At 70.1% G+C, this 14,330-nt stretch carries 12 protein-coding genes; 3 read left to right on the top strand and 9 right to left on the bottom strand.

Annotated elements, in window-relative coordinates; genetic code table 11:
* Positions 1-91 precede the first annotated feature (91 nt).
* Entirely contained in the window at positions 92-475 is a 384-nt protein-coding gene (locus tag ACFYNP_RS21270; RefSeq protein WP_388787223.1) for a hypothetical protein, read from the top strand.
* A gap of 1,566 nt (positions 476-2,041) precedes the next feature.
* Here ACFYNP_RS21270 and ACFYNP_RS21275 read toward each other — a convergent pair.
* Complete coding sequence (locus ACFYNP_RS21275; protein ID WP_388787225.1) at positions 2,042-3,418, bottom strand: class I SAM-dependent RNA methyltransferase; 1,377 nt, start codon at positions 3,416-3,418, stop codon at positions 2,042-2,044.
* 270 nt (positions 3,419-3,688) lie between these two features.
* Positions 3,689-5,734, bottom strand: a complete 2,046-nt coding sequence (locus ACFYNP_RS21280) for an APC family permease (protein ID WP_388417463.1) — start codon at positions 5,732-5,734, stop codon at positions 3,689-3,691.
* 228 nt (positions 5,735-5,962) lie between these two features.
* Between ACFYNP_RS21280 and ACFYNP_RS21285 the strand changes: the two genes are divergently transcribed.
* Positions 5,963-6,631: a potassium channel family protein gene (locus ACFYNP_RS21285; RefSeq protein WP_388417460.1), complete on the top strand. Its 669-nt coding sequence runs from the start codon at positions 5,963-5,965 to the stop codon at positions 6,629-6,631.
* Positions 6,631-7,299 (top strand): TrkA family potassium uptake protein, encoded by a 669-nt coding sequence (locus ACFYNP_RS21290; RefSeq protein WP_053725471.1) that lies wholly within the window; start codon positions 6,631-6,633, stop codon positions 7,297-7,299. The genes ACFYNP_RS21285 and ACFYNP_RS21290 overlap by 1 nt, the downstream gene beginning before the upstream one ends.
* 69 nt (positions 7,300-7,368) lie before the next feature.
* Here the strand turns inward: ACFYNP_RS21290 and ACFYNP_RS21295 are convergent, their stop codons facing one another.
* The 7 genes from ACFYNP_RS21295 to ACFYNP_RS21325 all read right to left on the bottom strand — a co-directional run bounded on the left by ACFYNP_RS21295 (position 7,369) and on the right by ACFYNP_RS21325 (position 14,279).
* Positions 7,369-8,115, bottom strand: coding sequence for a DUF3159 domain-containing protein (locus ACFYNP_RS21295; protein WP_388787228.1), 747 nt, complete (start codon positions 8,113-8,115; stop codon positions 7,369-7,371).
* A 3-nt stretch (positions 8,116-8,118) separates the two neighbouring features.
* Entirely contained in the window at positions 8,119-8,517 is a 399-nt protein-coding gene (locus ACFYNP_RS21300; RefSeq protein ID WP_100575930.1) for an OB-fold nucleic acid binding domain-containing protein, read from the bottom strand.
* A 108-nt stretch (positions 8,518-8,625) separates the two neighbouring features.
* On the bottom strand, positions 8,626-9,318 hold the full coding sequence (locus ACFYNP_RS21305) for a response regulator (protein WP_388787231.1): 693 nt from the start codon (positions 9,316-9,318) through the stop codon (positions 8,626-8,628).
* 88 nt (positions 9,319-9,406) lie between these two features.
* On the bottom strand, positions 9,407-11,950 hold the full coding sequence (locus tag ACFYNP_RS21310) for an ATP-binding protein (protein ID WP_388417451.1): 2,544 nt from the start codon (positions 11,948-11,950) through the stop codon (positions 9,407-9,409).
* A 433-nt stretch (positions 11,951-12,383) separates the two neighbouring features.
* On the bottom strand, positions 12,384-13,163 hold the full coding sequence (locus tag ACFYNP_RS21315; RefSeq protein ID WP_388417448.1) for a DUF3710 domain-containing protein: 780 nt from the start codon (positions 13,161-13,163) through the stop codon (positions 12,384-12,386).
* 1 nt (position 13,164) lies between these two features.
* A complete protein-coding gene (gene dut / locus ACFYNP_RS21320) occupies positions 13,165-13,698 on the bottom strand; it encodes a dUTP diphosphatase (protein WP_388417445.1) in 534 nt (177 codons plus the stop codon).
* On the bottom strand, positions 13,695-14,279 hold the full coding sequence (locus ACFYNP_RS21325) for a PaaI family thioesterase (RefSeq protein WP_388417442.1): 585 nt from the start codon (positions 14,277-14,279) through the stop codon (positions 13,695-13,697). Before ACFYNP_RS21325 ends, dut begins: the two co-directional genes overlap by 4 nt.
* Positions 14,280-14,330 lie beyond the last annotated feature (51 nt).

Consider the following 14,330-nt stretch of genomic DNA (forward strand, 5'->3'; position numbering starts at 1 on the left):
GGAAACTCTGGTACAGGGATGGTGTGCGCAACCGCCCATACGGCCGCGCACACCATCCTCGGCTGGGACACAAGAAGAGGAGAATGACTGTATGGGATATGGACTTTCCCTGCACCGGTTTGTAAACGGCGAGGCAGAAACACTGGACGAGCGAGTCATCCACAAAGTACTGGATCCCCATGTGGTGAATCTGGGCCAGAACGTCACGGAGCTATTGGTCCGAGCCGCTGACGGCGGAGAAGCGGAAGTGGACGTGAGCGCAGACGGCATCAGTGTTCACCGCTTTCCCCCCGGTGGAGTCCTGGACATCGTGGCTGAACTGGCCAACTGCCTCGGAGCGGCCATCGCCCTCCCGGACGGTATTTTGCTGGGGGCTGAAGGCCAGCGTGCGAACCTGCCTGACGGGCTGAGGGAGATGGCCGTCGTCATCGAAATGACGGGTGCAGGCATCCAACGGGCTCTCGACAGGGGATGACGTTCCCCAGGAACACTGAGTCATCACAGTCCTGCGTCCGACTGTTCAGCAACCCTGGGCCGGCTCCTTCCAGACACGGCCGTTGCAGGCGATGGTTCGGTCTCAGGATGATCAGCGCACCACCGACTCAGACGTGACAGCCGAGGGGCCATCGCCGTGCCGATGACCCCTCGGCCGCACACTCACCTGTCGACGGTCCGACAGAGAGGCGCGACGCTCACCGTTCCCTGTCTTTACACGAGAGTGTGCATGGTCACTGAGCACAGCACAGGTAGCGGCCTGTGTATCTCCCTGATCAGACTTACTCCGCCGACGGCGAGCCGAACGGCCCGGCCCAGGGGCCTCGAACACGTCAACCCCCAGCGACAGCAAATACCGGGACAGGGCCGCCCCATAATTGCCCGATCCTCCACCCCGGCACGCCGCACAACACCCAACCGGGCTGCCCACTCGATGAGTTGCTCATATCCGACTGCGGTAGCCGGGAAGGTCCGCACCGCAAGAGTCTTCCACAACGCCGAAATCACAGCGGTTAAATGAGTATCCTGGTGCGTGTCGGCACCGAGAATCACTTCCTCAGCACCCTCAGGAAAATTGAGGGGAACAGTGCTCGCCACACTAGTTCGGCCACCGCCTTCAGTAGTGTCGCGCCAGCGTCGTCACTGGCCCGGAGGAGCGCTCATCAGTGAGATGGTGCACATTGCTGTGCAAGGCAGTCCTTTAGACATGCTCCCCCGAAACAGGTCCTGCACGCACTGCCCTGCGCCGGCGATCGACGCAAGATCGTTAGGACACTTCGGCCAGAAATTACAAGAGCCAAATACCGATTTACGGCAGCATCACTGCCATTATTCCCAGTCGCCCAACGCCAAAATACCGCTACCCTCTGCACGGACACTTCCCTGCGAAACACCACCCCGCCCCGCGCAACCCGAGAGCCGCACCGGCGCGCAACTGCGCGCCCACGCAGACGCCCGACCCGGCACGCACCCGCAACCCCGCTCGTCCTGGCGGCCCCTCGGGGCCGTCCACCCGAACACAAAGGCCCCCGTCGTCAGCTCTGCCGGCGGGGGCCTCATTTATCACCAAGTCTCACAAACGACTCACGAACACCGTCGACACACCTGGACTACAAGACCCCGCCCTGAGCAAACGGCTCCAGCCTGGACCACGTGGACGCCAAAAGACGCTCTTGCCCACCTGTGCCCTGTGGGACCAGGAGGAAGCCTCCCCGACGCAAGGGCGACCGGCCAAGATGCGGACCAGGGGCGGACCCAGTCGACTTCGCATCGGGTGATTCCGCCCGTCACCGCAGGTGAAAGGGAAGACAGCGTGTGTACCACCAGCCGACGAAGAACCTGCTGGGCGCTCTGCCCATGTGGCTGAGCATGACTGTTCGACACCAGCAAATCTCCCGGCACCCCTGCCTCGCGGACTTCCCCATCAGGCCAGGTGACCAGCGACGCAACACACCTGACAACCCATCAGAACGCGCGTCGCTCGTGCGTCACGATATCGCCCGTAACGCCCACAACGCACATAGTGCATACTCGGCGAAACCGCAGGTCAGGCGCCCTTTTCGGCAGGCTCAAGGATCGCGACGCATTCAACGTGATGCGTCATCGGGAACAGATCGAACGCCCGCAGCGTCCGCGGCTTGTAGCCCGCTGCCGCGAAGTACGCCAGGTCGCGGGCCAGGGCTGCCGGGTCGCAGGCCACATAGGCGATGCGGCGGGCGCCCAGGGCCGCGAGGTGCTTGACCGTCTGCTTGCCGGCGCCGGCGCGGGGCGGGTCCAGGACGATCAGGTCGGCTTCGGTGATCTTCGTGCGGGGCAGGACCTGCTCGACCTTGCCCTGTTCGACGCGGACGCGGGGCAGGTCGGCCAGGTTGTGGCGGGCGTCCTCGACGGCACGCTTGGAGGACTCGATGCCGAGCACCGCGCCCGTCTCGCCCACCCGCTCCGCGATCGCGCCGGCGAACAGGCCGACGCCGCAGTACAGGTCCAGCGCCATCTCGCCCTTGCGCGGCATCAGGCCCTGCATCACGGCCTTCACCAGGGTGTCGGGGGCCTGCGGGTGGACCTGCCAGAAGCCGCCCATGCCGACGCGGTAGGTACGGCCGTCCGCGCGCTCGCGGACGAAGGCACGGCCGTGCACGCGGTGCACTCCGCCGTCCTTCTCCTCGACTCGCAGCACGGATACCGGCTTGTCGAGTTCCACCAGGGGCAGACGGCCGCCCGGCTTCGGGGTGAGGACGACCTGGCGGTCGTGCGAGCCGGAGGACGCGATCGCCTCGACGGACGCCAGCGAGGGCCACTCCCGCTTCTCGACGCCCAGTTCCGAGACGCCCTCGGACGCGATCATGCAGTGGTCGATGACCTCGACCTCGTGCGAGCGGTGCTTGCGCAGGCCCGCGCGGCCCTCGTCGTCGATCGCGTACTGGACGCGGCTGCGCCACGCCGGAACCTGGCCCGCGGGGAGCTTGTCGCCCTCCGCGGGCATGACCGTGCCGTCCCAGCCGGCCTCTTCGGGGGTCAGGCCCGCGAGCCGCTGGAGCTGCTCGGCGATGACCTCGCCCTTGAGGCGGCGCTGGGCGCCGGGCTTGGCGTGCTGCCAGTCGCAGCCGCCGCACTTGCCGGGGCCCGCGAAGGGACAGGGCGCCTCGACCCGGTCCTTGGACGCCTCCACGATGCGTACCGCGTCCGCGCGCAGGAAGCGCGAGTCCTCCTCGCCCTCGGTGACGCGGGCCACGATCTTCTCGCCGGGCAGGGCGTGGCGTACGAACAGGACGCGGCCCTCGGCGGTGCGGGCGATGCAGTGGCCGCCGTGCGCGACGGGGCCGACCTCGACCTCGTACTCCTCACCGACCAACGACGACAGCGACGGCTCGGGCGCCGACGGCTCGGATGCCGACGCCGACGGCTCGGATGCGTTCTGCTGCATGGGTGGGTGACTCCAGGGTCGGGGGGAGGAAAACGGCGGGCGGCCGGGCGAACAGCCCACCAGTCTACGTGGGGATCGCCCGGCCGCCCGCCACGGGCACGGCGCCGGCACGGCACAGCACGGCTTCGGCACGGACACGGCGTCGCCGCCTTCGCCTTGGACCACAGCGCGCTGCACCACAGTGGCCCACAGCGCACCCGCACCACCGCGACCCGCAGCGCGCCGCACCACAGCGACCCGCAGCCCACCCGCACCGCGCGCCCGCACCGCTCAGCTCTTGTTGCTCGGCTCCTTGGGCCGGGACACGGGTCCGCGGCGCACGGCGCCCGGGGCGTTCCAGTCCGCCCGCCTGCGGGCCCGCTTCTTGGCGGCCTCCGAGGACTCCAGCTGATAGGGGACGGAGGTCACCATCACGCCGGGGGTGAACAGGAGGCGGCCCTTGAGCCGGAGCGCGCTCTGGTTGTGCAGCAGGTGCTCGTACCAGTGGCCCACGACGTACTCGGGGATGAACACGCTGATCGCGTCGCGCGGGCTCTCGCGGCGCAGGCTGCGGACGTACTCGATGATCGGCCGGGTGATCTCGCGGTAGGGCGAGTCGAGGATCTTCAGGGGTACGTTGATGCCGCGCCGCTCCCACTCCTCCTTCAGCGCCTTCGTCTCGACCGGGTCGACCGAGATGGAGAGCGCCTCCAGCTGGTCGGAACGCATCAGCTTGGCGTAGGCGAGGGCGCGCAGGGTGGGGCGGTGGACCTTGGAGACCAGGACGATCGAGTGCACGCGCGAGGGCCGCAGGCTGTCGTCGGTGGGCTCGTCGGGGGCCGCGATCTCGGCGGCGACCCGGTCGTAGTGCTTGCGGATCGCGGTCATCGTTCCGTAGAAGATCACCATGCCGAGCAGCGCGACCCAGGCGCCGTGGGTGAACTTCGTCGCGAGGACGACCACGAGGACCAGGCCGGTGAAGAACGCGCCGAACGCGTTGATCGCGCGCGAGCGGACCATGTGGCGGCGCTTGGCGGGGTCGCGCTCGGTGGCCAGATGGCGGTTCCAGTGGCGGACCATGCCGGTCTGGCTGAGCGTGAACGAGACGAAGACGCCGACGATGTACAGCTGGATCAGCCGGGTCGAGTCCGCGCCGTAGATGACGACGAGCAGCACCGCGGCGCCGGCCAGCAGCACGATGCCGTTGGAGAACGCGAGGCGGTCGCCGCGGGTATGCAGCTGGCGGGGCAGGTAGCGGTCCTGGGCGAGGATCGAACCGAGCAGCGGGAACCCGTTGTAGGCGGTGTTCGCCGCGAGGAACAGGACGAGCGCGGTGGCCGCGGCGAGCACGATGAACAGGAAGCTGCCGTGACCGAAGACTGCCTCGGCGACCTGGGAGATCACCGGGTTCTGTACGTATCCGGAACCGAGCGGGGTGCCGTTGTGCAGCAGGTCCTCGCCGGGCTTCTCGGCCATGCGCACATGGGTCGACATGGCCAGGGCGATGATGCCGCAGAACATGGTGACGGCGAGGCCGCCCATCAGGGCGAGCGTGGTGGCGGCGTTCTTCGACTTCGGCTTGCGGAAGGCGGGGACGCCGTTGCTGATGGCCTCGACGCCCGTGAGCGCCGCACAGCCGGAGGAGAAGGCGCGCAGCAGCAGGAAGACCATGGCGAAGCCCGCGAGGCCCTGGTGCTCGGCCTTGATCGTGTAGTCCGCGGTCGGTGCCTTCATGGTGTCGCCGAGCACGATCCCGCGGAAGGCGCCCCAGGCGATCATGACGAAGACGCCGGCGACGAAGACGTACGTCGGGATCGCGAAGAGCTTGCCCGACTCCTTCATTCCGCGCAGGTTCATCAGCGTCAGCAGGACGATGACGGCGACCGCGCAGAGCACCTTGTGCTCGACGATGAACGGGATCGCGGAGCCGAGGTTCTCGATGCCGGAGGCGATGGAGACGGCCACGGTCAGGACGTAGTCGACGAGCAGGGCGGAGGCGACGGTGAGTCCGGCCTTGGGGCCCAGGTTGGTGGTGGCGACCTCGTAGTCGCCGCCGCCGCTGGGGTAGGCGTGCACGTTCTGCCGGTAGGAGGCGACCACGGTGAACATCAGCACCACGACCGCGAGCGCGATCCAGGGGCTGAAGTGGTACGCCGACACACCCGCCACGGAGAGCACCAGGAGTACTTCTCCGGGTGCGTACGCAACGGACGAGAGCGGGTCGGAGGCAAAGACGGGAAGTGCGATGCGCTTGGGGAGGAGCGTTTCTCCCAGCTTGTCGCTGCGCAGCGCCCGGCCGATCAGGATCCGTTTGGGCACGTCGGTCAGTTTGGACACGCAGAGGATCGTAAGCGCTCTGTCCGAATAAGGCCCACCCGCCTCCCCCCGGCCGTGGTGGTCCCCCGGGGCACTGAGTGAGTGCTTCCCGGGGCGGGCCGCATAAGCTCGTCTCGCGGCAACGTGGATTTCTGTTGCCACGCTGTTGCCCGGCTAGCCGAGAAGGAAGTAGTGAGCAGGGTGTTTGCGCAGGTCATCGGGGCGACCAGGAGTGCGGGGTAAGGGGACGTGCACATCGTCATCATGGGCTGCGGGCGAGTGGGAGCCGCTCTCGCGCAGGCCTTGGAACAGCAAGGGCACACCGTCGCGGTGGTGGACCAGGACCCCACCGCTTTCCGTCGGCTGGGCTCCGGATTCGGCGGACGCCGGGTCACCGGCGTCGGCTTCGACCAGGACACGCTGCGCGAGGCGGGCATCGAGGAGGCCGGCGCGTTCGCGGCGGTCTCCAGCGGTGACAACTCCAACATCATCGCGGCGCGGGTCGCGCGCGAGATGTTCGGCATCGAGAACGTGGCGGCGCGGATCTACGACCCGCGGCGTGCCGAGGTCTACCAGCGCCTGGGCATCCCCACGGTCGCCACGGTGAGCTGGACCGCGGACCAGATGCTGCGGCGGCTGCTGCCGTCCGGCGCCGAGCCGCTGTGGCGCGACCCGAGCGGTGGCGTGCAGCTGGCCGAGGTGCACACCTCGACCTCCTGGATCGGCCACAAGATCAGCAAGTTGCAGGAGGAGACCGGCGTACGCGTCGCGTTCCTCACCCGGCTGGGCGAAGCCGTCCTTCCGACGTCCCAGACGGTCCTGCAAGAAGGCGACCTGGTGCACGTCATGATGCGTACCGACGAGGTCGAAAAGGTCGAGGCGGCGTTCGCCCAGGGTCCCGAGGAGGGCGGTCACTGATGCGCGTGGCGATTGCCGGGGCCGGCGCGGTGGGGCGTTCCATCGCGGGCGAGCTCCTGGAGAACGGGCACGAGGTGCTCCTGGTCGACAAGGCGCCCACCGCCATCTCGGTGGAGCGGGTGCCGCTCGCCGAGTGGCTGCTGGCGGACGCCTGCGAGATCACCTCGCTCGACGAGGCGGCGCTCCAGCGCTGCAACGTGGTCATCGCGGCCACCGGTGACGACAAGGTGAACCTGGTCGTCTCGCTGCTCGCGAAGACCGAGTACGGGGTGCCGCGGGTGGTGGCCCGGGTCAACAACCCGAAGAACGAGTGGCTGTTCAACGAGTCGTGGGGCGTGGACGTCGCCGTCTCGACGCCGCGCCTGATGTCGGCCCTGGTCGAGGAGGCGGTGAGCGTCGGCGATCTCGTCCGGCTGCTGCGCTTCAGCCACGGGGACGCCAACCTGGTCGAGCTGACGCTGCCGCCGGAGTCGGCGCTCGCCGGCACGCAGGTCGGGGATGTGGCGTGGCCCGAGGACACCTCGCTCGTCACGATCATCCGGGGCACACGGGTGCTGACGCCGAGCCAGGAGGAGACCCTGGAGGCGGGCGACGAGCTCCTGTTCGTGGCCGCGCAGGCCCGCGAGGAGCAGCTGGAGGACCTCCTCTCGGTCCGCCGCGAGGGCTGATCCCGCCGCACGCACGAAGGGCCCGGAACCATGACGGTTCCGGGCCCTTCGCCGTGCCGCGTACGGGAGTTACGCTCCGGCTTCGCCGCGCGCTGCGGCCTTGCGGGCCTTCTCGGCCGCTTCCTCCGCCTCCATCTCGGCGAAGACGTCGATCGGGGCCGGGGCCTTCGCGAGGAACACCCAGGTGAGCCAGACCGCGAGCAGGAACGGCGGGATCTTCAGGGCGATCAGGATCCAGCCCAGCTGCGAGGTGTTGGCCCACCAGTACAGCGGGAACAGGATCGCGCACTTGGCGAGCAGGATCAGGCCCCAGGCCCAACTGGCCTTCGCGTACGCCTTCTTGCGGCCCGGGTTGCGGGTGCGCCAGGACAGGTTCTCCTTGAAGACCGGGCCGAGGATCAGGCCGATCAGCGGGACCCCGCACAGCGTGGTGACGATGTAGGCGAGGGCCAGGCCGAGCGTGTAGAGCATGCCCGGCAGGTAGAAGTCCTTGGCGTTGCCCGTCATCATCGCGAAGACCACGCCGAAGGCCACACCGAAGACCCCGCTGAAGGCGTGCTTCATGGTGTCCCTGCGGACCAGGCGGACCACGACGAGCAGCAGCGACACCGCGAGGGCGGCGATCGCCGAGGTGTGCAGGTCCTTGTTGATCGTGAAGATCGTGACGAAGAGCAGTCCCGGCAGGACCGTCTCCACCATGCCGCGCACCCCGCCGAACGCCTCGAAGAGCGCGGCCTCGGTGACGGCCTTCGCGTCGGCGGGCGGCGTGGTGGTGGGGGTGGTGGGGGTGGTGGTCGGCTTGTCGACTGACGTCACCGGCTACTCCTGTCCGAGCGGTCGGAGTTCGTATTTGGGGTTGAACAGGACCCGGCGGCCGTGGCTCAGGGAGATCCGGCCCGAAGCGATGAGCTTGCGGCCCGGCTCGATGCCCACGATCGAGCGCCGTCCCAGCCACACCACGTCCAGTGGGGCGGTGCCGTCGAAGAGCTCGGCCTCAAGCGCCGGCACACCCGCCCGTGGGCGCAGGGTGACGGTCCGCAAGGTACCAGTCACCTTGACTATCTGGCGGTCACTGCACTCGGAGATGCGGGTGCACCCCGTGGCCTGCGTGTCCTCCTGCAGTTCCGCGGAGTGCAGGTCCTCCTGCGAGGTGGACAGCCGGTCGAGCATCCGGCGGAAGCGTCCCGCGGGCTTCTCGGTACGAAGGTCAGCACTCATACAGAAAGCGTACCGGGGTACTCCCCCGCCGGATCAAAGCGTGTGGTCAGCACGTACAAGGCCGGGGTACAGCACGGGCGCGAGCGGGGCCGGCCGGGGCGGATGGGATCAGCGTTCGAAGCGGTAGCCCATGCCCGGCTCGGTGATGAAGTGGCGCGGATGCGAGGGGTCGCCCTCCAGCTTGCGGCGCAGCTGGGCCATGTAGACCCGCAGATAGTTGGTCTCGGTGCCGTACGAGGGCCCCCACACCTCCTGGAGCAGCTGCTTCTGGCTGACCAGACGGCCGGTGTTGCGGACCAGGACCTCAAGGAGGTGCCATTCGGTGGGCGTGAGGCGTACGTCGCGGCCGTCGCGGTTGACCTTCTTGGCGGCGAGGTCGACGGTGAAGCCCTCGGTCTCGACGGTCACCAGGTCGTCGGCGCCGTCCACGGCGCCGACCGGCTCGGCCCGGCGGACCGCGGCGCGCAGCCGGGCGAGCAGCTCGTCCATGCCGAAGGGCTTGGTGACGTAGTCGTCGGCGCCCGCGTCGAGCGCCTCGACCTTCTCGTCGGAGGTGTGGCGGGCGGAGAGCACCAGGATGGGGACCCGGGTCCAGCCGCGCAGGCCCCGGATGACCTCGACGCCGTCCATGTCGGGCAGGCCCAGGTCGAGCACGACCACGTCCGGGTGGCGGGCGGCGGCGAGCTGGAGGGCGGTCGCGCCGTCGGGGGCCGCGTCCACCTCGTACTTCCGTGCCTTGAGGTTGATCACGAGCGCGCGCACGATCTGCGGCTCGTCCTCGACCACGAGCACCCGGGTCATCTGGGATACCTGCCTTCTGCGGGGACCGACCGTGCGGTGGCTGACGGTGCGGTGACGGACGGTGCGGGCACCGGCGGTGCGGTGCGGTTCATGAGGTGACCTGCGCGGAGAGGCCGGCGGGGGCCCGGCCCGGTCCCGGGGCGGCGCGGACGGTGAGCACCATGGTGAGGCCGCCGCCGGGGGTGTCCTCCGCCGCGAGCGTGCCGCCCATGGCCTCGGCGAAGCCGCGGGCGACGGCGAGGCCGAGGCCCACGCCGGCTCCGCGCGGGGCGTCCCCGTAACGCTGGAAGGGCGCGAAGATGCGGTCCTTGGCGGCGTCGGGGACGCCGGGGCCGCGGTCGGTGACGCGTATCTCGACGCGCTCGGCGAGACCGCTCGCGGCGACGGTGACGGGGCTGTCGAGGGGGCTGTACTTGACGGCGTTCTCGACGATGTTGGCGACGGCCCGCTCCAGGAGGCCCGGGTCGACCTCGACCATGGGCAGCGTCTCGGGAATGTCCAGGACGACGCTGTCCTCGGGGACGCCGCCGAGCGCCATGGGGACGACCTCGTCGAGGTCGATCTCGCGGATGAGCGGGGTGACGGTCCCGGTCTGGAGGCGCGACATGTCGAGGAGGTTGCCGACGAGGTGGTCGAGGCGGTCGGCGCCGCCCTCGATGCCTTCGAGCAGCTCGGCGCGGTCCTCCTCGGACCATTCCACGTCGTCGGAGCGCAGCGAGGTGACGGCGGCCTTGATGGAGGCGAGCGGGGTACGCAGGTCGTGGCTGACGGCGGCGAGCAGCGCGGTGCGGATGCGGTTGCCCTCGGCGAGCTTGCGGGCCTCCTCGGCCTCCCCCACCAGGCGCCGGCGGTCCAGGACGACGGCGGCCTGGGCGGCGAAGGCGCCGAGCACCCGGCGGTCCTCGGCGGGCAGCACCCGCCCGGACAGGGCGAGCGCCATGTGGTCGCCGACCGGCATGTCCACATCCGCGTCCTCGGGGCGGGCCACCGGATGCGGTCCGACGCTGCCCGCCCGGGTCCAGGGTTCGACGTCGCCGGCCCGCTCCAGGAGGGCGACCGACTCCATGGCGAAGGTCTCGCGGACCCGCTCCAGGAGAGCGTCCAGGCTGGTCTCGCCGCGCAGGACGCTGCCGGCGAGGAAGGAGAGGATCTCGGACTCGGCGCGCAGCCGGGCGGCCTGGTGGGTGCGGCGGGCGGCGACGTCGACGACGGAGGCGACCGATACGGCGACCAGGACGAAGATGACGATGGCGACGATGTTCTTCGGGTCCGCGATCGTGATCTTGTGGACGGGCGGGGTGAAGTAGTAGTTCAGGAGGAACGAGCCGAACGCGGCCGAGGCGAGTGCCGGGACCAGGCCGCCGAGCAGGGCCGCGGCCACCGTCAGGGTCAGGAAGAGCAGCATGTCGTTGGCGAGCCCGAGGTCCGCCTCGACGTTGGTGAGCAGCACGGTCAGCAGGGCGGGGCCGACCACGCCCGCCGCCCAGCCCCACACGATGCGGGCCCGCCCGAGCCGGGCGCCGCGCGCGACCGGAAGGCCGCGGCCCTTGGCGACCTCGTCGTGGGTGACGATGTGGACGTCGAGGTCGGGTCCGGAGTCGCGGGCCACGGTCTGGCCGACGCCGGGGCCCAGGATGTACTGCCAGGCCTTGCGGCGGCTGGAGCCGAGCACGATCTGGGTGGCGTTGACGCCGCGCGCGAAGGCGAGCAGCGAGGCCGGGATGTCATCGCCTATGACGTGGTGGAAGCTGCCGCCGAGGTCCTCGACGAGGGTGCGCTGGACGGTGAGTTCCTTGGGCGAGGCCGAGGTCAGTCCGTCACTCCTGGCCACGTACACCGCGAGGATCTCGCTGCCGGAGCCCTTGGCGGCCATGCGGGCGGCCCGGCGGATGAGGGTGCGGCCCTCGGGGCCGCCGGTGAGACCGACGACGATGCGCTCGCGGGCCTGCCAGGTCGACTTGATGTCGTGCTCGCCGCGGTACTGCTGGAGGTACTCGTCGACGCGGTCGGCGACCCACAGCAGCGCGAGTTCGCGCAGCGCGGTGAGGTTGCCGGGCCGGAAGTAGTTGGACAGGGCCGCGTCGACCTTGTCGGACTGGTAGATGTTGCCGTGCGCCATGCGGCGGCGCAGTGCCTGGGGCGACATGTCGACGAGCTCGATCTGGTCGGCCCGGCGCACCACCTCGTCGGGCACCGTCTCGCGCTGGCGCACCCCGGTGATGGACTCGACGACGTCGCCGAGGGACTCCAGGTGCTGGATGTTGACGGTGGACACCACGTCGATCCCGGCGGCGAGGAGCTCCTCCACGTCCTGCCAGCGCTTGGTGTTGCGCGAGCCGGGCACATTGGTGTGGGCCAGTTCGTCCACCAGGGCGACTGCGGGGTCGCGCTCCAGGACGGCGTCGACGTCCATCTCGGTGAAGAGGCCGCCGCGGTAGTCGATCTCGCGCCGCTGCACCTGCTCCAGGCCGTGCAGCATGACCTCGGTGCGCGGCCTGCCGTGGTGTTCGACGAACGCCACGACGCAGTCCGTACCGCGCTCCACCCGGCGGTGGGCCTCGGAGAGCATCGCGTACGTCTTGCCGACGCCCGGTGCCGCGCCGAGGTAGATCCGAAGCTTGCCGCGTGCCATGGCCCCATTGTCTTTCAGAAGTCGGCCGCGTACGCAGGCAGCCGTGTACTCTGCGTCGACCTTACGGCCAACAATTGCGGCAAATGGGGTGCGGGTGGGGCGGGGGCCGCGTATTGACGCGATTCTGACGCCCGCCCGTTCGCGCGTGGTCGGCGCCGGCCCTGGCGGGCGCGTGGTCGGCGCCGGCCCTGGCGCTCACCCCCGGTCGGCCGCGCCAGTACGGGTGGATTGCGCAACCGCGGGCAACGGATCCCGGGAGATCTGCCCGCTCTGCCCGGGCGGGCGGGGGTCGCGCGGGCAATCGCGCCCGTCGACGGAACCGTCGCGTGGCCGCGGGGGCGGGCCGCGGGCGTCCGGAACCGACGGCCCCGGATGTGCCGGAGGGCCGCGCCCCGGAAGCGGAACGCGGCCCACCGGGCACGAAGAGGGGAGATCAGCGGATTTCGGTGACCTCGGGGCCGCGCTGGAGCTGGCCCATGCCGCCGGAGAAGCGCGAGCCCTCCTGGTCCTCCTGCTGGACGCCCTCGGGCACCATCTGCGCGTCGTTGGGCAGCTTCAGGACGATCGGGTCGCGGGGCGCCATCGGGCCCTCGCCGCGCACCACGACGGTGTCGCGGAAGATCGTCTCCAGGAGCCCGGCGGCCTGCGGCTGCACCGCGCCCTGGCCGGAGATGACACCGCGCAGGAACCAGCGCGGGCCGTCGACGCCCACGAAGCGCACCAGCTGGACGCCGTTGGTCCCGTCGGGCAGCTGGACCGGAACCTGCGCGCGCAGCTCCCAGCCCAGCGGGCCCTCGACCTCGTCGATGACGCCGCCCTGCTGGGTGATGCCGGAGGCGATCTCCTCGCGGACCTCGCCCCAGATGCCTTCCTTCTTCGGTGCCGCGAAGCCCTGAAGCTGCACCGCGCTGTCGTTGAGGACGACCGTCGCCGCCACGATCGCGTCGCCCGCGACCTCGACCCGCAGTTCCATGCCCTCGACTCCGGGGACGAAGAGTCCGCCGAGGTCGACGCGGCCCTCGCCGGGCTCGGTCACCTCGGAGACGTCCCACGGCCCGTCCGGACGGGGTGCCGGCGGCAGGTTCACCCTGCGCACCCGGGCCTCGTCATCGGCCCCGGCCGCTGCTTCATCGGCCTCGGTGCCTTCGACAACCTGCTCGGCCTCGCCCGCCGAGTCCTCGGCGGTACCGCTCTTCTTGCGACGTCCGAACACGTCACTGTCCTTCCCGGTCGGATACGACCGAAGCGTATCGATTCCCACCCGTAGTGCCGCCAGTGGCGGCCGAACCGTCCACGGCGGCATGACCGCCGGTGGACCCGAAGCCCCCCTCGGCCCGCGCCGAGCCGGGAAGCTCCGCCACCTCGTGGAAGCGCACCTTCTCGACCTGCTGGACGACCAGTTGGGCAATGCGGTCGAAACGCTCGAACCGCACGCTCTCGCGCGGGTCGAGGTTGACCACGATCACCTTGATCTCTCCACGGTACCCGGCATCCACCGTCCCCGGGGCATTCACCAGGGCGACACCGCAGCGGGCGGCGAGCCCGGAACGAGGGTGCACGAAGGCCGCGTAGCCGTCGGGCAGCGCGATCGAGACACCGGTCGGCAGGACCGTCCGCTCGCCCGGCGCGAGCTCGGCGGCCTCGGTGGTCACCAGATCGGCTCCGGCGTCGCCCGGGTGCCCGTACGCCGGGATCGGCACCTCCGGGTCGACTCGCCGGATGAGGACATCTACGGGTTCACGCGTCACGGGTTCACCTCGAAGGCGCGGGCGCGCCTGACCTGGTCGGGGTCGGACATGGCGGCCTGGATCTCGGCCGGACGTCCGTTGTCGATGAAGTGGTCCACCTTCACCTCGATGAAGAGGGCCTGGGCACGGACCGCCACGGGTCCCTCGGGACCGCCGATGCGGCCGGTGGCCCGGGAGTAGATCTTGCGGCCGGCGACCGCCGTGACCTCGGCCGCGAGATGCAGCACCGTGCCGACCGGGACCGGACGGACGAAGTCCGTCTCCAGGCGGCCGGTCACCGCGATCACCCGCAGCAGCCAGTTCAGCGAGCCGAGCGTCTCGTCGAGCGCGGTGGCGAGCACCCCGCCGTGGGCGAGACCCGGGGCGCCCTGGTGGGCCTCCCGCACGGTGAACTCGGCGGTGACGGTCACGCCTTCGCCGGCCCGGGCGGCCAGGTGCAGTCCATGGGGCTGTCCGTCGCCGCAGCCGAAGCAGTGCCCGTAGTGCGCACCGAGCAGCTCGCCGGGCGCGGGCGCCTCGGGGTGCCGCACCGGCGCTATGGCGTCGGCCGGGGGCGTCAGGGACGCAGATGTAGCAGTCACAGGCGCAGACCTTACCCGCGGTCAAGCGGCAGGTCGCGCCGTGCCAAGCTA

The organism is Streptomyces sp. NPDC006691 (genome assembly GCF_042869955.1).
GTDB lineage: Bacteria > Actinomycetota > Actinomycetes > Streptomycetales > Streptomycetaceae > Streptomyces.